The 25,234-nt window shown below is 66.9% G+C and carries 24 protein-coding genes and 1 pseudogene; all 25 read left to right on the top strand.

Going from position 1 to position 25,234, the window contains the following annotated elements; genetic code table 11:
- Window positions 1-30: 30 nt before the first annotated feature.
- The 25 genes and pseudogenes from FPZ11_RS10265 to FPZ11_RS10150 all read left to right on the top strand — a co-directional run bounded on the left by FPZ11_RS10265 (window position 31) and on the right by FPZ11_RS10150 (window position 25,185).
- Window positions 31-954: a carbohydrate ABC transporter permease gene (locus FPZ11_RS10265; RefSeq protein ID WP_146320634.1), complete on the top strand. Its 924-nt coding sequence runs from the start codon at window positions 31-33 to the stop codon at window positions 952-954.
- Between the two features lie 368 nt (window positions 955-1,322).
- A complete protein-coding gene (locus FPZ11_RS19800; RefSeq protein WP_246846179.1) occupies window positions 1,323-1,814 on the top strand; it encodes a carbohydrate ABC transporter permease in 492 nt (163 codons plus the stop codon).
- A 4-nt stretch (window positions 1,815-1,818) separates the two neighbouring features.
- On the top strand, window positions 1,819-2,775 hold the full coding sequence (locus tag FPZ11_RS10255; RefSeq protein WP_146320632.1) for an ROK family protein: 957 nt from the start codon (window positions 1,819-1,821) through the stop codon (window positions 2,773-2,775).
- Entirely contained in the window at window positions 2,772-4,226 is a 1,455-nt protein-coding gene (locus FPZ11_RS10250; RefSeq protein WP_146320630.1) for a sulfatase family protein, read from the top strand. Before FPZ11_RS10255 ends, FPZ11_RS10250 begins: the two co-directional genes overlap by 4 nt.
- On the top strand, window positions 4,223-5,797 hold the full coding sequence (locus FPZ11_RS10245; RefSeq protein ID WP_146320628.1) for a M81 family metallopeptidase: 1,575 nt from the start codon (window positions 4,223-4,225) through the stop codon (window positions 5,795-5,797). The genes FPZ11_RS10250 and FPZ11_RS10245 overlap by 4 nt, the downstream gene beginning before the upstream one ends.
- Window positions 5,794-7,152: an alpha-L-fucosidase gene (locus tag FPZ11_RS10240; RefSeq protein ID WP_146320626.1), complete on the top strand. Its 1,359-nt coding sequence runs from the start codon at window positions 5,794-5,796 to the stop codon at window positions 7,150-7,152. The genes FPZ11_RS10245 and FPZ11_RS10240 overlap by 4 nt, the downstream gene beginning before the upstream one ends.
- The gene (locus tag FPZ11_RS10235; RefSeq protein WP_367889400.1) at window positions 7,149-7,646 is read left to right on the top strand and encodes a copper homeostasis protein CutC; all 498 of its coding nucleotides are present in this window, start codon (window positions 7,149-7,151) and stop codon (window positions 7,644-7,646) included. Before FPZ11_RS10240 ends, FPZ11_RS10235 begins: the two co-directional genes overlap by 4 nt.
- Before the next feature lie 459 nt (window positions 7,647-8,105).
- Complete coding sequence (locus tag FPZ11_RS10230) at window positions 8,106-9,203, top strand: Ltp family lipoprotein (protein ID WP_146320624.1); 1,098 nt, start codon at window positions 8,106-8,108, stop codon at window positions 9,201-9,203.
- A 123-nt stretch (window positions 9,204-9,326) separates the two neighbouring features.
- Entirely contained in the window at window positions 9,327-9,773 is a 447-nt protein-coding gene (locus tag FPZ11_RS10225; protein WP_146320622.1) for an OsmC family peroxiredoxin, read from the top strand.
- On the top strand, window positions 9,773-10,285 hold the full coding sequence (locus FPZ11_RS10220) for a carboxymuconolactone decarboxylase family protein (protein WP_146320620.1): 513 nt from the start codon (window positions 9,773-9,775) through the stop codon (window positions 10,283-10,285). The genes FPZ11_RS10225 and FPZ11_RS10220 overlap by 1 nt, the downstream gene beginning before the upstream one ends.
- A 38-nt stretch (window positions 10,286-10,323) precedes the next feature.
- Window positions 10,324-10,779: a hemerythrin domain-containing protein gene (locus FPZ11_RS10215; RefSeq protein WP_246846178.1), complete on the top strand. Its 456-nt coding sequence runs from the start codon at window positions 10,324-10,326 to the stop codon at window positions 10,777-10,779.
- Between the two features lie 186 nt (window positions 10,780-10,965).
- Window positions 10,966-12,132 (top strand): ROK family transcriptional regulator, encoded by a 1,167-nt coding sequence (locus FPZ11_RS10210; RefSeq protein WP_246846177.1) that lies wholly within the window; start codon window positions 10,966-10,968, stop codon window positions 12,130-12,132.
- Window positions 12,133-12,315: 183 nt separating this feature from the next.
- Window positions 12,316-13,020 (top strand): annotated as a pseudogene (locus FPZ11_RS10205) (BadF/BadG/BcrA/BcrD ATPase family protein); the annotation flags it as partial.
- A 208-nt stretch (window positions 13,021-13,228) separates the two neighbouring features.
- Window positions 13,229-14,530 carry an extracellular solute-binding protein gene (locus FPZ11_RS10200; RefSeq protein WP_246846176.1) on the top strand — a complete coding sequence of 434 codons (1,302 nt, stop codon included), beginning with the start codon at window positions 13,229-13,231 and terminating at the stop codon, window positions 14,528-14,530.
- A 6-nt stretch (window positions 14,531-14,536) separates the two neighbouring features.
- Complete coding sequence (locus tag FPZ11_RS10195) at window positions 14,537-15,490, top strand: carbohydrate ABC transporter permease (protein WP_146320612.1); 954 nt, start codon at window positions 14,537-14,539, stop codon at window positions 15,488-15,490.
- The gene (locus FPZ11_RS10190) at window positions 15,487-16,335 is read left to right on the top strand and encodes a carbohydrate ABC transporter permease (RefSeq protein ID WP_146320610.1); all 849 of its coding nucleotides are present in this window, start codon (window positions 15,487-15,489) and stop codon (window positions 16,333-16,335) included. Before FPZ11_RS10195 ends, FPZ11_RS10190 begins: the two co-directional genes overlap by 4 nt.
- A gap of 2 nt (window positions 16,336-16,337) precedes the next feature.
- Window positions 16,338-17,387 carry an SIS domain-containing protein gene (locus tag FPZ11_RS10185; RefSeq protein WP_146320608.1) on the top strand — a complete coding sequence of 350 codons (1,050 nt, stop codon included), beginning with the start codon at window positions 16,338-16,340 and terminating at the stop codon, window positions 17,385-17,387.
- A 90-nt stretch (window positions 17,388-17,477) separates the two neighbouring features.
- Window positions 17,478-18,008 carry a KH domain-containing protein gene (locus tag FPZ11_RS10180; protein ID WP_146320606.1) on the top strand — a complete coding sequence of 177 codons (531 nt, stop codon included), beginning with the start codon at window positions 17,478-17,480 and terminating at the stop codon, window positions 18,006-18,008.
- 322 nt (window positions 18,009-18,330) lie between these two features.
- Complete coding sequence (locus FPZ11_RS10175) at window positions 18,331-19,488, top strand: ABC transporter substrate-binding protein (protein ID WP_146320604.1); 1,158 nt, start codon at window positions 18,331-18,333, stop codon at window positions 19,486-19,488.
- 27 nt (window positions 19,489-19,515) lie between these two features.
- On the top strand, window positions 19,516-21,318 hold the full coding sequence (locus tag FPZ11_RS10170; RefSeq protein ID WP_146320602.1) for an ABC transporter permease: 1,803 nt from the start codon (window positions 19,516-19,518) through the stop codon (window positions 21,316-21,318).
- Complete coding sequence (locus tag FPZ11_RS19245) at window positions 21,315-22,172, top strand: ABC transporter ATP-binding protein (RefSeq protein WP_168203792.1); 858 nt, start codon at window positions 21,315-21,317, stop codon at window positions 22,170-22,172. Before FPZ11_RS10170 ends, FPZ11_RS19245 begins: the two co-directional genes overlap by 4 nt.
- Entirely contained in the window at window positions 22,169-22,897 is a 729-nt protein-coding gene (locus tag FPZ11_RS19240; protein ID WP_168203791.1) for an ABC transporter ATP-binding protein, read from the top strand. Before FPZ11_RS19245 ends, FPZ11_RS19240 begins: the two co-directional genes overlap by 4 nt.
- On the top strand, window positions 22,894-23,913 hold the full coding sequence (locus FPZ11_RS10160) for a putative FMN-dependent luciferase-like monooxygenase (RefSeq protein WP_146320600.1): 1,020 nt from the start codon (window positions 22,894-22,896) through the stop codon (window positions 23,911-23,913). The genes FPZ11_RS19240 and FPZ11_RS10160 overlap by 4 nt, the downstream gene beginning before the upstream one ends.
- Window positions 23,914-23,968: 55 nt before the next feature.
- A complete protein-coding gene (locus tag FPZ11_RS10155) occupies window positions 23,969-24,556 on the top strand; it encodes a CMD domain protein (protein WP_146320598.1) in 588 nt (195 codons plus the stop codon).
- Window positions 24,553-25,185: an alkylhydroperoxidase domain protein gene (locus FPZ11_RS10150; RefSeq protein ID WP_146320596.1), complete on the top strand. Its 633-nt coding sequence runs from the start codon at window positions 24,553-24,555 to the stop codon at window positions 25,183-25,185. The genes FPZ11_RS10155 and FPZ11_RS10150 overlap by 4 nt, the downstream gene beginning before the upstream one ends.
- Window positions 25,186-25,234 lie beyond the last annotated feature (49 nt).

Here is a 25,234-nt window from a genome sequence, read left to right as displayed (position 1 = left end):
GCCCTCCTCAACCCACGAGGTACGAGAAACATGACGACCATCCGAGCGGCCTCGCCGCGATCGCACGTCGCCGTCAAGCGGCGCGGCCGGAAACGGACGGACACCAGGGCGGCGCTCGGGTTCCTGACGCCGAGCGCGCTGGGCCTGACGTTCTTCGTGCTGTTCCCGTCGATCCTGGCGGTGATCACCAGCCTGTTCAACTGGCCCACGTTCGGCGACATCTCGTTCGCGGGCATCGCGAACTACACGAAGCTCTTCGCGCCGGGAAGCACGTTTCCGCAAGCGCTGCTCAACACCATCCTCTTCACCGTCATCGTCGTACCGGTCAACCTCGTTCTGACGGTCTCGATGGCGTTCTGGGTGGCCTCCAGCAGGCTTCGCAGGCTCTACCGCGTGCTCTTCTTTCTGCCGGTCGTGACCCCGAGCGTGGCATCCGCCGTCATCTGGTCGATGCTGTACCAGCCCAACGGCGTGTTCTCCAGCATCGCGCTCTCGTTCGGCATCCACCTGCCCAACCTGCTGGGCAGCAGCAGCACGGCGCTGATCTGCGTCGTGATCATGATTCTGTGGCAGGGGTTCGGCTATAACCTGCTGATCTTCTCCGCTGCCATCGACCAGCTGCCCGATGACGTGCTCGCCGCAGCATCGCTCGACGGCGCGACCGGGTTCCGCCAGCTGCTGCACATCAAGCTGCCGCTGATGACCCCGGCGATCTTCTTCGCCTCGACCGTCACGATGATCCAGGCCTTCCAGATCTTCTCGGAGCCCTACGTCATGACGGCCGGCGGACCGGGCAACTCCACCACCACCGTCGTCATGAACGTCTACGAGACCGCCTTCCAAGGCGGTCAGCTCGGACAGGCCGCCGCACCCGCGATGGTGCTCTTCGTCTTGATCCTGGTCGTCACGCTGTTCCAGTGGTACGGCCAGAGGAAGTGGGTGCACTATGAGTGACCGCGCAATGGCAACCCCTCGCTCACGCAGCGGCCTGAGGATGACAGGTCGCCTGCTCAGCGAGATCGGGCTCGGCATCGTCGTGCTCGCCTTCATCTTTCCGATCGTCTTCACGATCACCTCGTCGTTCAAGGCGAACGGCGAGATCTTCTCGACCCCGCCGAGCCTGTTCGGGGCGCAGTTCCTCTGGCAGAACTACCAAGAGGTTCTCGAGTCGACGCCGTTCATGCGGTACATCCTCAACGGGTTCATCATGTCCGCGGGCGGCACGATCATCGTGCTCATCGTCTCCTCCCCTTTCCGCGTACGCGTTCGGAGTTCTGCGCTGGAAGGGACGCGACCGCACGCTGCTCGCCTACCTCGCGACGATGATGATCCCGCAGGAGGTGCTCGTCATCCCGATGTTCCTGCTGATGCAGAAGCTCGGATGGATCAACACGTGGCAGGCGCTCATCCTGCCGTGGGCGTTCGGTGCTTTCGGCACGTTCCTGCTGCGCCAGTTCTTCGTCGGTCTGCCGTACGAGCTCGTCGAGGCATCCCGTATGGACGGCGCCAGCAGCTGGCGCACCTTCACCCGCATCGTGCTGCCATTGGCGAAGCCGTCGCTCGCGGTGCTGGCCGTATGGACCTTCATCACGTACTGGAACAGCTTTCTCTGGCCGCTCATCGTCGTGAACAACACCCAAGAACTCGGCAACGTGCCACTGGGTCTCGACACGTTCTTCGGCGAACACGGCGCGCAATGGAACCTGGTGCTCGCAGCCTCCGTGATCTCGATCGCGCCGACGCTTCTCGTGGTGATCCTGTTGCAGAAGCACCTCGTGAAGGGCATCGCGACCATCGGCCTCGCGGGGCGTTGACGGGATGCCTGAAGCGACAGCATCCTTCGATCACCAGGCCGTCGGAGTCGACGTCGGCGGCACGAAGATCCTCGCGGGCATCGTCGACGCGTACGGCGCCGTGCAACGCCAGGTGCGGGTGGCGACGCCGGTGGGGTCGGTCACGGCGCTCGCCGACGCCGTCGCCGGGGCAGTCTCCCAACTGACGGACCGCCCGTCCGCCGTCGGCGTCGCCGTCGCCGGACGAGTCTCGGGGCGGGTCATGACGCAGTCGGCCAACCTGAATCTCGTCGACGCGCACCTCGTCGACGCGCTCGAGGCGCGGATCGCCGGCGAATGCATCCTGCTCAACGACGCGGACGCCGCGCTGGTCGCCGAACACGCGTTCGGGAACGCGACCACCGCCGACGACGTGTTCATGCTCACGGTCGGCACCGGCATCGGTGGAAGCCACATCGTCGCCGGACGGCTCATGACCGGTGCGCACGGCGGTGCGAACGAGGTCGGGCACATGACCGTCAAGCCGGGCGGCAGACAATGCGGCTGCGGTGGCCTCGGCTGTCTCGACCAGTACGGGAGCGGCAGAGCGCTGGCACGCTATGCGCGGTCATTCCGCAGACGCGAAGACGGAAGCGAACCGATCGCCCATGATCTCGCCCACGCCGCGGCATCCGGAGAACCGTACGCGCTCGCCGCGTTCGACAAGCTCGGCAGGTGGTTGGGGCTCGGGCTGGCCGACGTCGTCGCGTTGCTCGACCCCGAGGTCGTCGTTCTGGCCGGTGGCGTGGCCACCGCGGGCGACGTCTTCGAGTCCGCGGTGCGGCGCCACCTGAACGCCGAGCTGAGCGTGCGCGGCGTGCACTACGGTCCAGAGCTCGTGAGGGCGCGGCTTGGCAACGAAGCCGGCATGGTCGGGGCTGCCGAGGTGGCCAGGGAGCACGTGCGGAACATGACAGTCGCGCAGAGAGAGCCTGTGGCATGACCGGACCCAACATCATCGTCTTCGTCGCCGACGACCTCGGCTGGGGCGACACCGGCAGCTATGGCGCCACCCGCATTCCCACGCCGGCGATCGACGCGCTCGCCGCGGGCGGCGTGCGGTTCACCGACGCGCACGCGTCGTCGGCCGTCTGCACGCCGAGCCGCTACAGCCTGCTGACCGGGTGCTATCCGTGGCGGAGCCCTCTCCAAGCAGGGGTGCTGGGCGGCACCGATCCGAGCATCATCGCGCCCGGCCAGCAGACCATCGCCCGGCTCGCACGCGACGCGGGCTACAGCACCGGCGCCTTCGGGAAGTGGCACCTCGGGATGGACTGGACCGATCGCGACGGGAGGCGCCGCAGCGCCTTCGACGACGATCCGTTCGAAGCCCAGATGCAGGCGTCCGGCCGGGAGATCGACTACGCGCGGCCGGCGCGGAGCGGCCCCGTCGATCATGGCTTCGACAGGTTCTTCGGAATCGCGGGGTCGCTCGACATGCCGCCCTACTGCTTCATCGATCAGGACCGTACCGTCGGTGTTCCGGACCGCGAGAAGTCTCCGCTGATCACCTCGCAGCGCCCCGGTCTGCAGGTCGAAGGCTGGCGTGACGACGAGGTGGACGTCAGATTCACCCGGGAGGCGCAGGCCTGGATCAGAGCCCGGGCGGATGCCGACGAGCCGTTTCTCGCCTACATCGCGTCGGCCGCGCCGCACCGTCCGTGCACCCCGCCGGCGTTCGTCCGCGGTCGGTCGCAGGCGGGAGACCGCGGTGACTCCGTCTGCCTCGTCGACTGGATGCTCGGCGAGATCCTCGCCACCCTCGAAGCGTCGGGCGTGCTCGACGACACGATCGTCCTCTTCACGAGCGACAACGGCGCTCCCATGATCTTCCCTGAAGACGGCGACGTCACGGAGCACCGCCCGAACGGCGCGTGGCGCGGACAGAAGGCCGATGCCTGGGAGGGCGGACACCGCGTGCCGTTGATCGTCAGCGGACCGGGAGTGCCTGGCGGCGTCGTGCGCCATGAGACCGTGTCGCTTCTCGACGTGCTGCCTACCGCCGGTGAGCTGATGGGCGTCGAGCAGACCGGAGCGGACGGCACCAGCCTCGTCGGCCTGCTCACCTCGGAGGCGGTCGACCGGCCGCGACGGGTGCTCGGGCACCAGGCGTACGACGGCGCACTGATCCTTCGGGATGCCGAGAAGAAGGCGATCTTCAGCTCCGGCTCCGGAGGGTTCAGCGATCCCGTCGGGCTTCCCGTCTCGGCGGCGTCGACCGACGGTCAGTTCTACGACCTCGATGGCGACCCAACCGAGCAGGCGAATCTGTGGGACGGCGAGCGCGAGAGTGCGGCATCCATGCTCGATCGTTTCCGCCGCGCCACGGGATTCGACGGCGAGCTCGAGAACGGGGTCGCACCCCGCCAGACCAGAAGGAGCACTTCAGCATGACCACCCGTCCCGAGCCGCACGAGGTGTGGATGGGCGCCCTTGCGCCCGTCGCCGACGGAGGACTTCGAGCCCCGCGCATCGGCATCGGCGGAATCTCGATCGAGGCGAGCACGTTCTCTCCGCACATCTCCGACGACCAGGCGTTCACGGTTCGCACCGGTGCCGATCTGCTCGCGTACTACCCGTTCCTCGATGAGGGACGTGAGCTGCGGGCCGCGGCGACCTGGGTGCCGTTGACTCATGGGCGAGCGTTCCCCGGTGGCCCGGTGGCGCCCGAGACGTACCGCACGATGAGGGATGCCATCGTGGCGGGCATCCGTGACAGCGGCCCCTTCGACGGCTTCTTCTTCGACATCCACGGCGCGATGAGCGTGATCGGCATGGATGACGCCGAGGGCGATCTCGCGACGGCGATCCGAGATGCGCTCGGATCGGACACTCTCGTCTCGACGGCGATGGATCTGCACGGCAACGTCTCCCGCAGGCTTCTCGACGCTGTCGACCTCATCACCTGCTACCGCATGGCGCCGCACGAGGACTGGCTGAACACCAAGGAACGCGCCGTTTTCAACCTGCTGACCCGTCTTCGCGGTGCGCACGGTGCTGACGCCGTCGCCCGGCGCCCCTACAAAGCGTGGCTGCAGGTGCCCGTGCTCCTGCCTGGCGAGAAGACCAGCACGCGGCTGGAGCCCGCCAAGGGCATCTACGAGCAGGTGCCGGAGATCGAAGAGCTGCCTGGCGTCGTCGACGCGGCGCTCTGGGTGGGTTATGCCTGGGCCGACGAACCACGCTGCCAGGCGGCGGTGGTGGTCACCGGTGACGATCCGGACCTGATCAGAACAGAGGCCGAGCGGCTTGCGCGCCGGTACTGGGATGCCCGAGACGACTTCGCCTTCGTCGGACCCGTCGCGACCCTCGACGAAGCACTCGATCGGGCGCTCGAGCCGGACGCGGCTCGGCCATACGTCATCTCCGACTCGGGCGACAACCCGACGGCCGGCGGCGCCGGCGACGTGTCGTGGACGCTCGGAAGACTCCTGCAGCGGGCCGACCTCCGAGATCCGGCGCTGACGGTGGCGGCGGCATCCATCTTCGATCCCGTCGCGGTGCAGACCGCCGTCGCGGCGGGCGTGGGCGCGCAGGTCACCGTCGAGGTCGGAGGACACGTCGATGCGGGCCCGAGCGGCCCGGTAACACTCACGGGCGAGGTGTTCTCCGTCACCGACGGCGACCCGGACGCCGGCACGCAGGTCGTGATCCGATCGGGCGCCGTCCACGCGATCATCACGACTCGGCGCAAGCCATTCCACCATCTGAACGACTTCCGCATGCTCGGCCTCGAGCCGACGGAGATCGACGTGCTGATCGTGAAGATCGGATATCTCGAGCCGGAGCTCTACGAGCTGGCCGAGGACTGGACGCTCGCCCTCACCCCCGGCGGCGTCGATCAGGATCTGTTGCGCCTCGGACACCACCGCCTGGCACCCGGGGTGTTCCCCTTCGACACCTCAGCACACGAACCCGAGCTGCTGGCAGTGGTGACCCGCCGCGGAGAGGATGCGCGCGCATGATGAACTTCGAGAGCCGCGTCGGTCCGGACTTCGGCGCCGATGCACCGGACTATCCCGACAACGCCGTGCCCGACTGGTACCGCGACGCCAAGCTCGGCTTCTTCGTGCACTGGGGCCTCTATTCCGTGCCCGCGTGGGGGACGACTGCAGGCGATCGTGCGGTGCCCACCGAGGATGCGTATGCCTATCACCAGTACGCGGAGTGGTACGGGAACACGGTGCGCATCGCCGGCAGCCCGACCTGGGAGCGCCATCAGCGCGTCTACGGAACCGGCACGAGCTACGAGGACCTCGCCGACCTCTGGCATGCCGAGGCCTTCGACGCCGACTCGTTCGTCGCGGAACTCGTCGGCGCAGGGGCGCGGTACATCGTGCCCACCACCAAGCATCACGAGGGCTTCTGTCTCTGGAACACGGCGACCACTCGTTTCAATGCCGGACAGAGAGGACCGCACCGCGACCTCATCGCCGAGCTGCACGACGCGACGCGACGCAGCGGGACGCGATTCGGCACCTATTTCTCGGGTGCGCTCGACTGGCACGTGAGCGACTTTCCCCCCATCGAGTCCGACACGGATCTCTTCCGCTTTCGACGCAACGACGAGCACTTCGCCCGGTACGCGGCATCCCAGGTCGACGAGCTGATCGAGCGCTTCTCGCCCGATCTGCTCTGGAACGACATCGATTGGCCCGACGGCGGCAAGGGGGCTCAGGACTATTCGGTCTCCGCGCTTCTCACCCGGTACTTCTCGAGGGTTCCCGACGGCGTGGTCAACGACAGGTGGGGAGTCCCGTATCACGGCTATCTGACCCGCGAATACACCGATGTCGCTGGTGCCCTCGACTCCGTGTGGGAGTCGACGCGCGGACTGGGATTCTCGTTCGGCTACAACCAAGACGAGGATGCGCGCCACTCGTTGAGCGGTGCAGCTCTCGTGCGGCTTCTGGTCGATGTCGTGAGCAAGAACGGCAACCTGCTCATCAACGTCGGCCCGCGAGCAGACGGGTCCATCCCGGAGCTTCAGCTCCAGGCCATGCGGGCGCTCGGGGCATGGCTGACGATCAACGGAGACGCCGTCTACGGCACGCGGCCCTGGCGTCGTGCCACCGAGTCCGTCGGTGCTCCGCGTGCCTACACCGCCTCCGAGCGGGGCCTGCACGTTCACGCGCTCGACCCGGCCACCGGCATCCTCGACCTTCCTGCCGACCTGAGCGAAGCGCGGCAGCTGAGCTGGGCCGACGGGACGGCCGCCGAGGTGGCTCTCCGCGACGGCTCCGGTCTCGAGGTCGCGATTCCGGCAGGTCTCCGCGGCGAGCCGGTCGCCGTGCTCACGGTCGGCGACGCACCAGCATGACCGTCGTCGAGATCGCTGTTCAGGATGCCGCTGGCGCACGAATCGCATTCGACGCCGGCGCCGATCGCGTCGAGCTCTGCCAGGCGCTCGGCACCGGAGGGCTCACACCGTCTCTCGGAACGGTCGAGCACGTTCTGACGGCGGCCGGCGACCCGACGCGGGTGGGAGTGCTGGTTCGGCCGCGTGCCGGCGGATTCGTGTACGACCGCGACGAGATCGCGGTGGCGGCCACCGACATCCGGCATCTCGTTGCATCGGGAGTCGCTCGGCTCATCGTCGGAGCACTCACGGAAGACGGTTCGGTCGACGCGGACGCGCTCCGCAGATGGCGAGATGTGGCGCCCGGTGCGCGGTTCGTCTTCCACCGGGCCATCGATGTCGTGCCCGACGTGGTGGGCGCAGTCGAGGAACTCCCCGCACTCGGCGTCGAGAGTGTCCTGACCTCGGGGGTGCCGAGCGGAGTGTCGATGCGGTCGAGACGTTCGCGGCGCTGAGCGAGCGATTGCACGGACGGCTCGAGATCGTGGCGGGAGGAGGCGTGCGGGTGCCGGACATTCCCGCGCTCGTGGCATCCGGAGTCGACGCGATCCATCTCTCGGCTCGTGGGCGAGCAAGCAGGGGCCCGTCGGGCCCTGGCGGCGGGGATGACCACTATGACGTCACGGATGCTGTCGCTGTGGCGAACGCTGTCGCATCAGCGCAGCAGAGCGCCGCGCATGAGGGGTCGAATGCGACACATCCGGTTCGCGCCTGACGTCTCAGCGCCCGTCACTGTCGCACGCCATCGGTGAGCCGGAGCCGGATCGGAGCCTTGGCGCTGCGAGCCCCGGATTGTGCATGCAAAGACATGCACCCCCAAAACGGGTTCAAACCGGCTCCGGCGCCGAAATGGTGAGCAAACGCTCAGTAACGTGTGGTCGTTCACAGCACTCTGAAGTTTGAGGAAGACCCACATGAGCGACAACCTCGTTGCGCCGCCCGGCTACTACGACGACGGATCGGGGCGACAGCGTTACTGGGACGGTCGGACCTGGGGGGAGTACGCGGCAGTCGGGGCGTCACCGTCCCCGACCGTCGATCCGACGACACTCACCTACTCGACGCCGCAGGCGCCAGCGGGCGGTGGAACGCCGTATGCATCGGTGCCCGGCTCGAGTCTGGACGCCCAACCGATCTCCGCATCGGCGACCGTTCCTGCTTCCAGCAAGTCCGCTCTGGGCATCTGGGCATTGGTGCTCGGCATCATCGGCGTGTGCTTCGCGCTCATCCCGCACACATCCGGATTCGGAATCTTCCTCGGTGTCGTCGCTCTGGCACTGGGAATCATCGGCGCGGTCCTGAAGAAGGGCAGCCGCGCCATCGCCGGGACGATTCTCGGTGGGGCCGCGTTCGTTCTCGGTATCGTCTTCGCGGTCGTCTACGGAGTTGCGTCGGCGGGTTCATCTGTGCCGGTCGCCGACTCCGCGGCGCACTCGTCGCCAGTGGCTACGCCGGGCCGGTCCGCCGCGGCCGATGGGGCGACGCCGGGCACGTCATCGGCGCCCGTGAAAAAGTCGTCACCGTCGAAGGCAGCTGCGCCCGTCGGGACGGCTGCACAACTGCAGGCGTTGGTCGCAGCGAAGAGCTACCTCGCGGACGGGCAGGGCTTCTCTCAAGCCGGCCTGTTGTCGCAACTCACTTCGCAGTTCGGGAACGGCTTCGCCCAGGCGGATGCACAGTGGGCCATCGATCACGCCGGCGCCGACTGGAATGCACAGGCCGTCGCTGCCGCCAAGAACTATCTGTCTGACGGTCAAGGGTTCTCGCAGGCAGGGCTGCTGCAACAGCTGACGTCCTCCTCCGGAAATAAATTCGTCCCAAGCCAAGCGCAGTACGGCATCGATCATTCCGGTGCGGACTGGAATGCGCAGGCCGTCATGGCAGCGAAGAACTACATGGCGACGGGGATGGGGTACTCGCGTGACTCGCTGATCCAGCAGATGACTTCGACATACGGCAGCCAGTTCACCGAAGCTCAGGCGGAGTACGCAGCCAGTCAGGTGGGGCTCTGACCCGGGCCGCCGTGATGCCGTAGGTCGATGCGATCTTGGGGTTAAAAGCACGATCATCCGTTATATTCTGGAGCCATCGCGTCGTGTCATCCCCGCGCGGCGCCGGAGCACTGGAGGTGCATCGTGAGCATTGCCGAACGCCATTCCGAGACCGTCTGGACCGGGCCGCTGGCATCCGGGTCCGGAACCATCACGGGACGAAGCGGTGCGCTCGGCGAGCTTCCGGTGACGTGGGCATCCAGAACCGAGCGTTCAGACGGCAAGACCTCGCCGGAAGAGCTGGCGGCGGCAGCCCACTCGTCGTGCTTCTCGATGGCTCTGGCCCTCACGCTCGGGCAGCATGGCTCGGAGCCCGAGCGGCTGCAGGTCGACGCGACAGTGACGCTCGACGCTGTGGACGGCGTTCCGACGATCGTGTCGTCCGCGCTGACCGTCGATGCGACGGTCCCCGGCCTCTCGGCTGAGCAGTTCGCCTCGATCCTCGACGAGGCCGCCGCACTGTGCCCGGTGTCCCGGCTGTTCGCCGGCGCCCAGATCACCGTCGAGTCCTTCTTCACTCCGAGCGCCTGATGAGCTCGGGGCACCCGACGAGCACCGAGCAGCGCCTCGCCATCCAGAGCGTGGCGCCCGAGGCCTACGCGCCGATGCTCGCGATGGAGAAGTACATCCACGCGGGGGCGATGGGAGAGGACCTTCTCGCGCTCGTCAAGCTGCGGGCATCCCAGCTCAATGGATGCGCGTACTGCCTCGACATGCACGCCCGCGAAGCGCGCGCCGCCGGCGTCGACCAGCGCCGCCTCGACGTGCTCGCCGGGTGGCACGAGGCGCCAGACCTGTACTCGGAGCGCGAGCAGGCAGCCCTCGCTCTGACCGAAGCCGTCACGCTGATCGGCGAGGACGGCGTGCCCGATGACGTCTGGGTGCCGGCGACCTACTCGTTCAGTGATCAGGAACTCGTGCGGCTGTTGATGGCGATCAGCGCCATCAACGTGTGGAACCGGCTCGCGATCGCCACCCATCAGGATCTGCCCGAGCTGGATGCCGCGGCGTACGTCGGCACCGGCACCCCGTCGGCGTCGTGATGGATGCCTCGTCCACACCGGCCGCGCAGCCTGGGCCGGTGACGCTCGCCGCCGCCCTCGAGCGGGAGCACCGCCGGATCGACGGCGGAATCGAGGCCTACATCGCCGACGGCGGCGGCGAGCGCACCGATCTGCTGCGGGGTGCGATGGAAGGGTTGCGTCGACACATCTACCTCGAGGAAGAGTTTCTCTTTCCCCCGCTGCGCGAGGCCGGCATGATGATGCCGGTCATGGTGATGCTGCGCGAGCACGGTGCGCTGTGGAACGCGATGGATGCTCTCGACGCGCTGCTCGCGGAGGGTGCGGCCCCGGCATCCATCGTCGATTCCTGCCGGGAGCTGCTCGGTCTGCTCGATGCGCACAACTCGAAAGAGGAGCCCATCATCTACACGCGCGCCGACGACGTGCTGAACGCCGAGGCGAGTGACGGGCTGCGCGACTTTCTGACGTCGGGAACGACCCCGGAAGGGTGGGTCTCGACGACGGCGCGGTGAGGGGGACCACCCGCATCGCGCAGGGCCGGAACCGGATGCCGCGGCCGCGCACCCGTGCCGTTCCTGGCTTCCGCTGAAGACCGACTAAGTTGACACTGTGAGCAACAAGTCGGCGGCGGTGACACTATGACGTCTGCGAGCGAGTCGGGTTCTCCGCACGGGGCCACGACGCGTGAGCTGTCCCGCGTGAACAGTACGACGATCGTCAAGCTGCTGCGGGAGTCGGGGGCTCTTTCGCGCCAGGAGATCGGCGCACGCACGGGACTCAGTTCGGCGACGGTGAATCGGTTGACGTCGACGCTGCTCCGCGACAACGTGATCGCGGTGGCCGGCAATGAGCCATCGACAGGCGGACGCCCGTCGATGCTTCTTCGGTTCGCCGGTGAGACGCGACTGGTCGCGGCACTGCAGCTGCTTGCGGACAGGGCGGTCGGAGTTCTCGTCGATCTCGACGGGAAGATCGTCTTTCGGCGAGTCGCGCCGTTCTCCAACCCGATTCCCGAAGACGCCAAGCCCGATCAGATCGAGCACGAACAAGCCCTGCAGGTCGAGCAGCTGGTCGAACTGGCAGGCACGCTGATCGCCACTGCGAAGGGCATGGGCTCTCCCTGCCTCGCGGTCGGAGTGGCGGTGCCCGGCAACGTCGACGCGAACGGAACCGTCGCACGCATGCCGGAGATGGGCTGGAACGAGACACCGCTCGGCCGATTGCTTCGCGAACGTGTCGCATTGCCGCTGGTCATCGAGAACGATGCCAACGCCTTGGCCTGGGGTGAGCTCACGCGCGGAGCAGGTCGGGGCTCGGCGGGCATGGTCGCGCTGCTGATCGGACGCGGTCTCGGCGCGGGCATCATCAGCGGCGGCGAACTGCACCGCGGTGCGGGAGCGCGTGCTGGCGAGGTCGGCTACCTGCTCACCAACAGGGCGGCGTTCTCCCGGTATTTCACCGACCACGGCGATCTCGAGGATCGCATCGGATCTGTCGCCCTGACTCGAACTGCCCGCGAGCGGGGCATCCCGATTCCGGCCACCGGATGGGTGGCCGCCGAGGACGTCTTCGCGCTCTCCGCAGCTGGCAACGCTGACGCGGCCGAACTCGAAGTCGAGATCTTCGACATGGCGTCGATCGCCGCCACCGCCCTGGTGGCTGTCCTCGACCCCGATCTCCTGGTGGTCGGCAGCAGCTACGGTGATGCCGAACGCCTCGTGGCCGAGATCCACAAGCGACTGGCCGGTCGTGTGATCCGCGTTCCGCGGGTCGTTGCCGCGTCGCTTCGCGAGGATGCAGTCATCGTCGGCGCGGCGGAGCTGGCGGCTGCAGAGGTGCACGACTTCGCTTACCTGTCGCACTGAGTCCAGGGAGGTCGAAGACCTCTGAGCCGCATGGCCGGCGGGCCTTGAATGTGCCGGAGGCTCGTCGCGCCTTCCCTTCTCCGCCGTGACCGAATCGTGAGTTGACAGGCTCCGAGTCGCGGGATTAGCTTTGTCCTACTTTTTATCGATCAGATAGAAAACTATCGGAACAGTGAGGTTCTTGTGATCGTCGGCATCGACGTGGGTGGCACGAAGACCCATGTGTTGGTCACGGAGGGCAACGAGGTTCTCGAAGACTTCGCAGTGCCGACCAGCCGTTGGATGCACGGCACGCTCGCGGAAGGCCGAGGTAACGCAGAGCGCCTTGTCGACCTGCTCAAGCACATTCCAGGAGCCGCAGAGGCCGCTCTGGTCGTCGGGGCGCACGGCCTCGACAGCGACGCCCAGGTGGCGGAGTTCAACCGCGAGATGTCGCGCGTGCATCGTGGAATGCTCTCGACCGTCAACGACGTCGAGCTCGTCGGGCCGGCAGCCGGCCTCGAGGAGTCGATTCAGGTGATCGTCGGCACGGGCTCGAAGGTCGTCGGCCGGGGGGCCGGCGGCGAGCTGATCGACGCTGGGGGATACGGCTATCTGATCGGGGACCCCGGAAGCGCGCCCGCGATCGCCCGCGAGGCGGTGCGTGCCGTTCTCGCCGCCAGAGATCGCGGCGAGGAGCCCGACCTGCTCGCGGAGATGCTGATGACGGAGATGGCGGCCGAAGACATACCGGCCCTCAGCTTCGCATTCGGATCACAGGCGACGTTGGCCCGTTGGGCACGTGTCGGCCCCTTGGTGTTCAACGCGGCAGACGAGGGAAGCGCGATCGCCGCCGAGGTCATCGAGGCCTCAGCCGCCGTTCTGGCACAGGACGTGCTGCACGCGGTCCGACGCGGCGCCGTCGGCGAGGTGGTCGTGTGCGCGGGCGGTGTCGTGACGAATCAGCCGAGGTTCTTCAGCGCGTTCGAGGCGGCCGTTCTCGCTCTCGATCTCGGTCTCACGGTGCGCCTGCTCAGGATCCCCCCGTGCACGGCGCGATCGCACTGGGCCATCGACTCGGAAAGTAATCCATCCCAAGACACCAATGGAGGGTCTGATGAAGATAAGGAAGGGCACGGCGCGGCGCATCGTCACCGCGCTCGCGGCAGCGGCATCCGTCGCGCTTGTCGTCAGCGGTTGCAGCGTGACCGGTGCGACGAGCAATCAGGGTGCAGGAGGCGGCGACAGCGGGACCATCAACGCACTGTTCATGAAACAAGCGGGATACAGCGAGTCGGACGTCAACGCGATGATCTCGTCGTTCGAGAAGAAGTATCCGAAGATCAAGGTCAATCCGACGTTCGTCGCGTACGAGGCGCTGCACGACAAGATCGTCACGTCTGCACCGGCCGGAACGTACGACGTCGCACTCATGGACGTCATCTGGCCGACCGAGTTCGCGTCGAAGGGCTTGATCACCGACCTGTCTGACAAGTTCCCGTCGAGCTGGAAAGACGAGATGCTCGGTGGCGCTCTCACCTCTGCAGAGTGGAAGGGCAAGTACTACGGCGTGCCGTGGGGCCCGTCGACCAAGCTGTTCTATTACAACAAGGCGATGCTCGCCAAGGTCGGGGCGACCGGCGCCGACGTGACCACGTGGGACGGGGTTCTCGCGGTCGCGAAGAAGCTGAAGGATGCCGGGGTCGTCAAGTATCCGCTGACGTGGAGCTGGTCGCAGGCGGAGGCGTTGATCTGCGACTACGCGGTGATGCTCGGTGCATTCGGCGGCGACTTCACGACCAGCGACGGCAAGCTCGACCTGAACAGCAAAGAAGGCGTCGCCGCGCTGACCTGGATGCGCAAGACCATCACGGACGGTCTGACCGACCCGGCATCTTTGACGTATCTGGAAGACGACACGGACAAGTCGATGGCTGCCGGCCACTCGGCCATGCAGCTCAACTGGGAGTCGGCGTTCCGCGACTTCAACGACTCGTCGATCTCGTCCATCGTCGGACAGGCTGTCGTGACGCCCCCTCCGACCGGCCCGACCGGGCTGAACCCCGGTGTGAACGGTTCGATGGCGCTGGCCATCCCCACCGGGTCGAAGCACAAGGACGCCGCATGGACGTTCATCAAATACATCACCAGCCAGCCCGTGCAGGACAAGTATGCGAAGAGCGCCATGCCGAACTGGAAGTCCAGCTTCAGCAACCCCGACGTGGTCAAGACGAACCCCGAGGTGTTCAAGGCCGCCGGCCAGGCGTACGACAAGATGATCAACCGTCCGGAGGTCGCGAACTACAACACGGTGTCGCAGATCCTCCAGGTTCAACTGCAGAACGCGCTCTTGGGCAAGGTCACGCCTCAGCAGGCGCTCGACGCCGCTCAGTCCCAGGCGTCGGCGGCCAAGGACTGACCAGGAATGACCGTTGCAAGCCTGAACGGCAGCAAGGAGGGAGCGCCTGAGAAGCGCTCCCTCCCGCGCCGCGGCAAACGTGATCGACAAGGCCGACTCGCCTTCTGGCTGTTGCTCCCGGCGGGAGTGGCGGTCTTCGGTGTCGTGCTCTATCCGATCGCGCGCACCATCCTGGTCTCCCTCTTCCAGGTGAACTCCGCACTGGCGACCGACACCCCGTTCGTCGGCCTCGGCAACTACGTGGAGGTGCTGCAAGACCCCGAGTTCTGGAACTCGTTGTGGCGCACGCTGTACTTCACCGTCGTCTCGACGGCGCTCGAGCTCGTGCTCGGACTCATCGTTGCCGGTCTGCTCAACGCGAAGCTCAGATGGCGGTGGCTGTTCCGCACGATCGTCGTTCTTCCATGGGCCATTCCGACGATCGTGAACGCCGCCATGTGGAAGGGCATCTACAACGCTCAGTACGGCGCGTTGAACGCCGCGCTCACACAGCTGGGGGTCATCCACGAGTACAAGGCGTGGCTCGGCGAGCCCATGAGCGCGCTCAACGCGGTCATCATCGCCGACGTCTGGAAGACGACGCCTCTCGTGGCGTTCTTCCTGCTTGCGGGGCTGACGGCGATTCCCTCGGAACTCTACGAGGCCGCCCGCATCGATCGCGCCGGTTGGCCGCGCATGCTTCGCTCGATCGTCCTCCCCCTGCTCGTGCCGTCGATCTCCATCGTGCTCGTGCTGCGAACAGTGGAGGCGTTCAAGGTGTTCGACATCATCTACGCGATGACGCGGGGCGGCCCCATCAACGGCACGGCCACGATCGCCTATTTCGCCTACATCAGGGCGTTCTCCGACCAGAACTTCGGAGTGGGATCAGCGTTGGCGATCATCATCGTGCTGGTCATCCTGGTGCTCACGACGATCTATCTTCGGTTCCTTCGACGTTCGGACATGAGCCTGCTATGAGACGAGCAACGCGAAATTCGATCCTGATTCACGTCGCGGCCTTCGTCGTCGCGGTGTGCTGTCTGCTGCCGATCTCGTACATGGTGCTCGCGAGCGTCACTCCGCAGCGAACGCTGATCACGATTCCACTTCGTTGGATTCCGAGCGCACTCGATTTCAGCAGGTACGTGACGATCTTCCGGGGCGGGGCGGACAGTGTCGGTGCGACGTTCCGAGCGGCGTTCGTGAACTCGCTCGTCGTGGGCATCGGAACCGTGATCATCTCGATGATCGTCGGAATCCTCGGCGCCTACGCCTTTGCACGGCTGCGATTCCGCTTTCGCCGAGTGGTGCTGCTGCTGTTCCTGGGAACGTACATGCTGCCCCAGATCGCCCTGCTCATTCCGCTCTATCTGATCCTCAACTCGCTCGGACTGCTCAACACGCAGGCCGGCCTGGTCTTCGTGGACTGTTCGCTCGTCATCCCGTTCGTGCTCTGGATCTTGAGCAACTACTTCATGACCATTCCAGAGGAGCTCGAAGAGGCGGCTCGTATCGACGGCACCACTCGGCTCGGGGCGCTGTTCTACGTCATCCTGCCTGCGGCGCGCCCCGGCATCGTGGCGGCGATCATGTTCGCGTTCCTTCTTGCCTGGGACGAGTTCATGTACGCCCTGATCTTCACGTCCACGAACGCGGCGAAGACGCTGCCCGTGGCGATCAGCGAATTCGCCGGCAGATATACCACCGACTTCGGCCTCGTCTCCGCAGGCGGGCTTCTCGCCGCACTACCACCGGTGATCATCGCGATCATCTTCCAGCGCTACATCGTCAGTGGCATGTCCACTGGCTCCGTGAAGGGATAGCAATGCCAACGACAAGAATCCCGTTCGCCGACGCATTGGCGACGCAGGCCGAGCAGCTCTCGACCGTGAGAGCATCCGTCACCCACAGCATCGAGGGCATGGATCTGCCTGTTCTCGGGCCGCACGAGACGGTCGCGGTCGTGGCGATGGGAGCCTCCCGCAACGCGGGCAACGCACTGGTCGCCGTGTTCGCGAAGGCGGGGCATCGCGCTGTCGACCTGACGGCGTCGGAGGTGCTCATCGGACCGGACGGGTACCAGCCTGGCGACCACTACGTGATCGTGTCGGAGTCCGGACGCAGCCCCGAGCCCCTCGAGGCGGCACGACGGTTGACACCAGGGCGGCGAATCGGCGTCTCGAACTTTCCTGAGGCCCAGATCGGCGATGCGGTCGACCGGTGTGTCGACCTCGGCGGCGTGCCGGACTCGCCGGTGTATTCCGTCGGCTACACGGGAACGCTCCTCGCCTTCGGGTACCTCGCCGAACGCTGGGGCGTGAAGGATGCCGCGAAGGGCCTTGCCGACATCGAGACGACGATCGCGCGGCACGAGGAGTCATTCCGGCCACTGCTCGATGCGGTGGGCAGCCTGCTCGGCGGCGCCGACTCAGTGGATGTCGTCGCGAGCGGAGTCTCGTTCGCCACCGCGACCGAGTTCGCCCTGATGGTGCGCGAGGCGTTACGGGTTCCCGCCACGGCGCACGAGACCTACGAGTTCTTGCACGGACCGATGGAATCGGCGTTCGAGAACTCGCTCGTCGTGCTGTTCGGCGACGACCGCGAACTCACGGTGCCCGGCCCGCTGCTCGACGCGGGCGTGCCCGTGGTGCTCGTGACGACGAAGGCGCGATCCGAGATTCCGCGCTCCGACGACCCGCTGCTCACCGTGGTCGAGATCGGACGTGGGTTGGAAGGGTTCTCCCGCGCGATCATCGAGACGGTCTTCGCGCAGCGAGCCCTCGAATCAGCTGCCGCCCACAAACCGTTCCCTGTCGAGGAGTTCAGGTTCTCCGGTCTCGGCACGAAGCTCGATGAGGAGACGCACGGCGACTGACTCTCGTCGCGGTGTCCGGCCGGCACCGACCCGTCGCAGCTACGGTGGCTGTGCCGGTGAATCCGACGGTCCGGCGGAGAGGGGCCGCGCGTGCACGCGTCCTGGTTGTGGCTGCCGATCGCGGTGGTCGTGCTCGCGCTCGTCATCGTGCTTGCGGTGCGGGCGCGGAGGCGCCAGGGCCCGCGCGCGCGAGTCGGCGCATCCGTTCGCTACACGAACCATGCAAGGGAGCGGATGGCGCAGCGCGGTGTGACCGCTGTGCAACTCGAGTCGGTGCTGGCGAAGCCGGCGCGCGTCGATCGCGACGTCGAGGAGAACAGCGTGCGGCTGGAGGGCGACTTCGACGACAGAGTGCTCAAGGTCTGGGTCGCTGAACCCTGGCCGAGCGCCGGCGAGATCGTCGTCAAGTCGACGGCCTGGAATCATGTGGCCAGGTTCATGATTCCGGCTGGTGCCGTCGGGCGGGTGAAGGGGCGCGGCGGCGCGACCATCCGGTCCATCTGTCTGGACACCGGTGCGCAGATCTCGATCGAGAAGAACGGTGCGGTGCGCATCCACGCGGACGACAAGGCGGCGGTCGACGCCGCCCGGCGAAAGGTGATGTCGCTGGCGCGGCGCTGAACAGGCTCGGCCGAACCGGCGCGCCGCTATAACCGGATGCCCCGAAACTCGCGCCGAGATGACCGCCCGTGACGCCGCGTTCCGCCGCGTTGCGACCGGCGCAACTGTGTTACCGGCCCGATGGCATTGCGTCGCGCAGCGAGCATAGTGTGGCGTCACGCCGCGCCGGCCATGCACTCGCCGACACGGTTCTCGCATCGTCGCGTCGGGCATCCTCGTTCCCCATCTCCTGCGGCCACAGCACCTGAGGCATCGGCAGCCGGGGCTTCGTCGTGCCCGTGCGACTCACAGCAGCACCACCCGACCCCGAAGAGGAATCACCATGAAGAAGGTCCTGAAACGCGCCGCCGTCGTCTCCGTCGCGGGACTCATGGCCATGGGCCTCGCGGCGTGCAGCGGTGAGGCGGCGGCCTCGAACACCTCGGGAAAGCCGAGCACCGTCTACTTCGGGGTGTCCGCCGCCGAGACCGGGCAGTACGCGCAGTACGGCCAGCAGTTCAAGGAGGCGTTCGATCTCGCCGTCGACCAGGTGAACGCGAAGGGCGGCATCAACGGGCATCCCGTCGCCCTCAAATACGAGGACTCTCAGTCGGACCCGAAGCAGTCCGTGCCGGTGGCGCAGAAGTTCGTGGGCGACTCGAGCGTCATCCTGGTGTTCGGCGACTACTCGTCGGCGGCGTCCATTCCCGCCTCGCCCATCTACACGGCGGGCAAGTTGCTGCAATACGGCTTCAACAACTCGAACCCCGACTTCACCGCCAAGGGCACCAAGTATCAGTGGTCCACCTCGATCACGACGAGCGCCACCTACAAGTGGACCGCCGACTACATCAAGAAGCAGGGCGTGAAGTCGGTCGGCGTGACGTACCTGAACACCTCGGACTGGGGCATCCCCGCCTACCAGGCGTTCGAGGACGAGGCCAAGAAGATCGGCCTCAAGATCACCGACGCCGAGGGCGTGCTCGACACCTCTGACGACTACAAGCCGTCGCTGATCAAGGCGGTCAAGGGCAACCCGCAGGCATTCGTGCACATCGGATACGGGCCCGACTCGGCGAAGATCGTCACGCAGCTGCGCTCCATCGGCTACAACGGCACGTTCTACGGCGGCCAGGACGAGGAGTCGTTCGACGGCACCTCCGCAGCCACCGGATCGATCATCGGCAGCGAGTTCGTCGAGACGAGCACCGACCCCGAGGTGAAGTCGTTCGTCGCCGCGTTCAAGAAGAAGTACCCCAGCGAGACCGACGTCACGAGCTTCGAGGCCGGCGCCTACGACGCGCTCAACGTGGCGGTGGCCGCGGCCAAGAAGGGCGGCATCACGCGGGAGGGCATCCTCAAGGGCTTCGGTGAGATCAAGGATGTTCCGAGCGTCGTGTACGGAAAGATCACCTTCGATCCCTCCACCCGTCGCGTGGCGTCTCCGCACCTGACCCCGACCATCTTGAAGGACGGGAAGTGGGTCGTCTACAACGGCTGATCGCCGCTGCGACGGAGACACGCATTCATGCTTGACACGCTCATCGCCGGCGTGCTCCGAGGGAACGTCTACGCCCTCGGAGCCGTCGGCATCTCCCTGGTCTTCGGCGTCATGAACGTCGTCAACTTCGCCCAGTTCTCGTTCTTCGGACTCGGGGCCATGCTCACCTGGTTCTTCGTGGTGCAGCTGGGGCTCACCTTCTGGGTGGCGCTGCCGCTCGTGCTCGCCGTATGCGCCGTGATCGGCCTGCTGACCAACGTGGCTGTGGTTCGTCCGCTCGCGAAGTACCTTCCGCTGGCGGCGATGCTCTCCACCTACGCGGTCTCGCTCATTCTCGACAACACGTCGCAGATGGTGTTCGGCGCGAACTCTCGGGTGTTTCCGCAGGTGCTGCAGACATCCAATCTGCACATCGGCAACATGCGCTTCGGCACCGCCGACGTCGTGATGCTCGGCATCACGGCCGTGCTCATGGTGGTGATGTCGCTGTTCCTCAAGTACGGCAAAGTGGGGCGCGGCATCCGTGCAACGGCGCAGGACCAGGAGGCCGCGCTGCAGATGGGCATCCCGGTGGGCGCGGTGCAGAACCTGTCGTTCGTGATCGCCTCGGCGCTGGGCGGTCTCGCCGGCATCTTCATGGCCTTGTATGTCGGCGTCGCCGATCCGACCTCCGGCCTCAACGCGGGCATGACGGCATTCGTCGCGGCCACGCTCGGCGGTCTCGGCTCACTGGTCGGCGCGGTGATCGGCGGGTTCGTGCTCGGCATCCTCGAGTCGTTCGGCGTCTACATCTTCGGCGGCAGCGCCGACCAGATCATCGTCTTCGTCATCCTGATCGCCGTGCTGATCATCCGGCCGGGCGGGCTGCTCGGCAAGGTGCCGCTCATCTCCAGCGAGCCCCTCACCGGCACGTTTCTCGGCAAGGGGCGGCCGTTCCGCATTCCGAAGTGGGTGTGGCCGAGCGCCTTCGTGGTCGGCGGCATCGTCGTGCCGCTGGTGTCGAACGACTACATCCTCAGCACGGGCACGCAGGTGCTCGTGTACGCGATCATCGCCGCCGGCTTCACGGTCACGGCCGGTCAGGCCGGCGTCATGGCGCTCGGCCAGGCCGGCCCGATCGCGATCGGCGCCTACACGTCGGCACTCATCACGCTCTACCTGCACGTCTCGTTCTGGTTGGCGCTGCCGATCGCGGGCATCGTCGCCGCGATCGTGGCGTCCATCCTCTCCGCACCGATCTGGGGCGTGAAGGGGCACTACATCTCCATCGCGACGCTCGGCATCGGCATCGTGATCGTGGCGATCATCCAGCTCGTCGTCCCGATGGGCATCCAGGGCATCCCGTGGCCGCAGATCGGCGACACCGTGCTGTTCTCCGCCCGCGACTTCTATTTCATCGACTTCGGCGTGCTCGTGCTGACGCTCCTGGTGATGTGGCGCATCCGCAGGTCGCATCTCGGCAGGGTGATCTCGTCGGTCGGCGCCGACGAGGTGGCCGCGCTGGCATCCGGGGTACGGGTGCGCGACTACAAGGCCCTCGCGTTCGCGATCTCCGCGTTCTTCGCTGGGTTGGGCGGCTCCCTGCTGGCGCATCAGTACACGTACATCGACACCACCATCTTCACGATGATGATGTCGCTGCTCGTGGTGACCATCGTCATCCTCGGCGGCGTGAACCTGCCGTACGGCGCGGTGGTGGGCGCGATCATCCTGATCGGCGGGCTCGAGGCGCTGCGCTTCACCGACGAGCTGCGCATCATCGTCTACGGCCTGGTGCTCATCCTCGCTGTGCGGTTCAGGCCCGGCGGCATCCTGGTGAGGAACTCATGAGCGACGCACTGCTTGAGGTGACCGGCCTCGAGCGCCACTTCGAGGGCCTCAAGGCCGTCGACGGCATCTCGTTCACCGTGGCGCCGCACGAGGTGGTGTCGATCATCGGGCCGAACGGCTCGGGAAAGACGACCACGCTCAACCTCGTGACGGGGACCATCAGGGCCAACGGGGGCACGATCATGCTCGACGGCAGGAACATCGGGCACGCCGACACCGCCCGTATCGCGGAGGACGGCATCGCGCGAACGTTCCAGAACGGTCGCGTCTTTCCGACGCTCTCGGTGGCGGACAACATCGAGGTGGGCATCCACTCGACGTTGCACGCCAGCAGGCCGTTCCGGGGGCTGTCGCATCTCTTTCTGCTGCGCTGGATTCCGCTGCTCGCCGAGCTGTTCATCGCGATCTTCGGCTCACCGGGAGCACGACGGGAGCGCAAGGTCATCGACGCGACCATCGCGGAGGAGATCGAGCGATTCGAGGCGCGGTTGGGACCGCGGCGTGACGACCCGGCGTACACGCTCAGCTACGCCAACCGGCGGCGCACCGAGATCGCCCGCGCGCTCGCGTTGAAGCCCAAGCTGCTCGTGCTCGACGAGCCGACGGCCGGAATGAACCAGTCGGAGACCGCCGAGGTGCTGCAGCAGCTGCTCGACCTCAAGGCCGACGGGCAGGCCATCCTGCTCGTCGAGCACAAGCTCGACCTCGTGATGACGGTCTCGGACCGCGTCATCGTGATGGATGGCGGCCGCATCATCGCCGAGGGCGGACCCGATGCCGTGCGTCGCGACCCCGCCGTCATCGAGGCGTACCTGGGGCGGCGGCGCGGGCTCGGCGGGGAGGACCTGACATGACAGATCTGCTCCGGCTCGACGACGTCAACGTCTACTACGGCCCGTTCCACGCCCTGCGCGGCAACACGCTCACCGTCGGCTACGGCGAGATCGTCTCGCTGCTCGGTGGCAACGCGAGCGGCAAGTCCACGACGATGAAGACCATCCTCGGGCTCACCTCCGTGAAGTCCGGCTCCGTGCACTTCGGCGGGCGCGACATCACGAAGGCGTCGACCAGGCAGCGCGTCAAGTCAGGCATCGCGTCGGTGCCCGAGGCGCGGCGGGTGTTCCCGCAGCTGACGGTGGACGAGAACCTGCTCACCGGGGCGTACACGCGAAGCGATCGGGCGGGCATCCACGAAGACCTCGAAAGGATGCGCACCCACTTTCCGCGCCTCGCCGAACGTCGCCGCCAAGAGGCCGGCACCCTCTCAGGTGGAGAGCAGCAGATGCTCGCGTTCGCCAGGGCGCTGATGAGCCGTCCGAAGCTCATCTGCATGGACGAGCCCACCATGGGCCTCTCGCCCAAGCTCGTGGACCAGGTGCTCGACGAGATCGTGCGCATCAACACCGAGCTCGGCGTGGCCGTGCTCTTCGTCGAGCAGCAGGCGGAGCTTGCGCTCTCTATCGCATCCCGCGGCTACGTGCTCGCCACCGGCGCCATCGTGCTGCAGGGCAGCGCGCGCGAGCTGCTCGACAACCCCGAGATCCAAGAGGCCTACCTCGGAAAGGGAAATCAGTCATGACAGGACCCCGACTCGGCTACTTCACGCGGCTGCTCGACGACGTCGAACCGGTCGAGCGCTACCGCAACGCCATCGCGCAGTTCGTGCGTGCAGAGCAGCTCGGCTACGACACGGCGTGGGTCGCCCAGCACCACTTCCACCGTGACGAGGGCGGTCTGCCGTCGCCGTTCGTGCTGCTCGCGCAGGCCGCGGCGAAGACGTCGCGCATCGTGCTCGCCACCGGCATCGTGACCCTGCCGCTCGAGGAGCCGCTGCGCGTGGCCGAGGATGCCGCGGTGCTCTGGCTGCTCTCCGACGGCCGGCTCGAACTGGGCATCGGTTCCGGCGGCACCTCGTCGTCGTTCCCGCCGTTCGGACACGACCCCGCCGACCGCCCGGCCATCTACGCCGAGCACAAGGCGACCCTGCTGCGTGCCTTGAGCGGCGAGGTGCTCACCTCCGACGGCGGGGCGCTCTACCCGCCGGCGCCGCAGCTGGCCGACAGCCTGTGGGAGGCGACGTTCTCGGCATCGGGAGCCGCGCGCATCGGGGGCGCCGGCAACGGACTCATGCTCTCCCGCACACAACCGCGCAACGAGTACACGGGCCGAGGTTCCGCCGCCGACCAGGTGGCGATCGTCGACGCGTACACCGAGGCGTTGCCGGCCGGAGTCGAGCCGCGAGTGATGGCATCCCGTTCCGTGCTCGTCGTCGACGACGAAGAGGATGCCGTGCGCTGGCGGGCGCAGGGCATCGCGCGCTCGCTGCCCACCCTGAGGGCGCAGGGCGTCGTCATTCCCGACGGGGCCGGCGACGCCGAGCTCGCCGCCTTTCTCGACCTGCACATCGGCACGGCGGAGCAGGTGCTGGAGACACTGCAGGGCGACCCGATCCTGCCGATCGCGAGCGACATCGTCTTTCAGCCGCACCCCGTCGACCCACCGCACGCGGTGGTGCTGCGCTCGCTGGAGCTCATCGCCGAGCGCCTCGCGCCCGAGCTCGGGTGGGTGCCGAAGGCCACTGCTCCCGTGGGCTGATGCGCCCGCCCCACAGGAAGTTGCATCCCGGCAGTTCGTACACGAAAGGAACCCCATGAGCACCGATGTGATCGACCGACTGGTCGGCATAGACGAGGGCGACCCCGTCTTCGCGCTGCGCGTGCAGCGTCCCGACGCGAAGCGCAACGCCCAGGCGAGCTACGACGCGCTGTTCGCCTCAGACGCGCTGGAGCACGTGGGCCGGCCGGAGCGGCTGGCCATCGCCTACTGGGCGGTCGCGCTCGCGCAGAGCGTTGTCGCTCCCCATTACCGCGACCTGCTTGCGGCCGAGTCCCCGCAGACACTGGCCGCGCTCGACGCCGCGCTTCCCGGCGCCGTCACCACGGGTCCGTATGGCGACTACCCCGATGGCCCGCTGTCGGTGGAGAACCAGCAGGGGTTGCACTGGCAGGCGCCGCCCGAGCTGGTCGCGGCAGTGGGCGTCCGCCTCGCCGCGGCTCTCGAGCACACCCACCTGCTCACGTATCGGCCGCGCGACGCCTCCGCCGATGCGCTGCAGGCACTGCTGGATGCCGGCTGGGACACGACGGGAATCGTCACGCTCTCGCAGCTGGTGTCGTTCCTGAACTTCCAGCTCCGCGTGGTCGCGGGGCTCACCGTCTTGAAGGGAGAACTGCGATGAGCGACAGCACTGCAACGGGCGAGCAGGTCGTTCGGCACGACTTCGACGTGCCGAACGTGTTCACGCAGGCGCAGCTCGGCTGGGAGGCGTGGCTCGAGCCCCTGCCGATCGACGAGCTGACCGAGCGGCACTACGACGGCCTCGTCGACAAGGGCCGCGCGAACAGTCCATACTTCAGGCTGCTTGTGCGCGATCCCGACATCCTCGGCGCCCGCACTCGCACCGACAACGACATCTTCTACAACGAGAAGGGCGGGCTCCCGAGAGCGCAGCGCGAACTGTCGGCCGCCGCGGCATCCCGTACGAACGGATGCCTGTTCTGCGCCTCCGTGCACTCCCGGTTCGCCTCGCAGAAGTCGAAGCGTCCCGACGACGTGCAGCGCCTGCTGGATGCCGGCACCTCGGCCCCGCAGTCCGACCCGCAGTGGCGCGCGACGATCGACGCTTCCGTGGCGCTGACGAAGACCCCTGGCGAGTTCGGCGCCGAGCACGTGCGGCAGCTGCGCGAGGCGGGACTCGACGACCTGGCGATCGCCGATGTCATCCACGGCGCGGCGTTCTTCAACTGGGCGAACCGTCTCATGCTCTCGCTCGGCGAGCCGACCCCACCCGCAACGCCCGCTGGTTGAGGAGCACGCCGCAGGCGCGCGTCTCGAAACCCGCGCCCTGCGAACACGA

The sequence above is a fragment of the Humibacter ginsenosidimutans genome, assembly GCF_007859675.1.
Lineage (GTDB): Bacteria > Actinomycetota > Actinomycetes > Actinomycetales > Microbacteriaceae > Humibacter > Humibacter ginsenosidimutans.
This window is presented reverse-complemented; position numbering and strand designations above follow the sequence as displayed.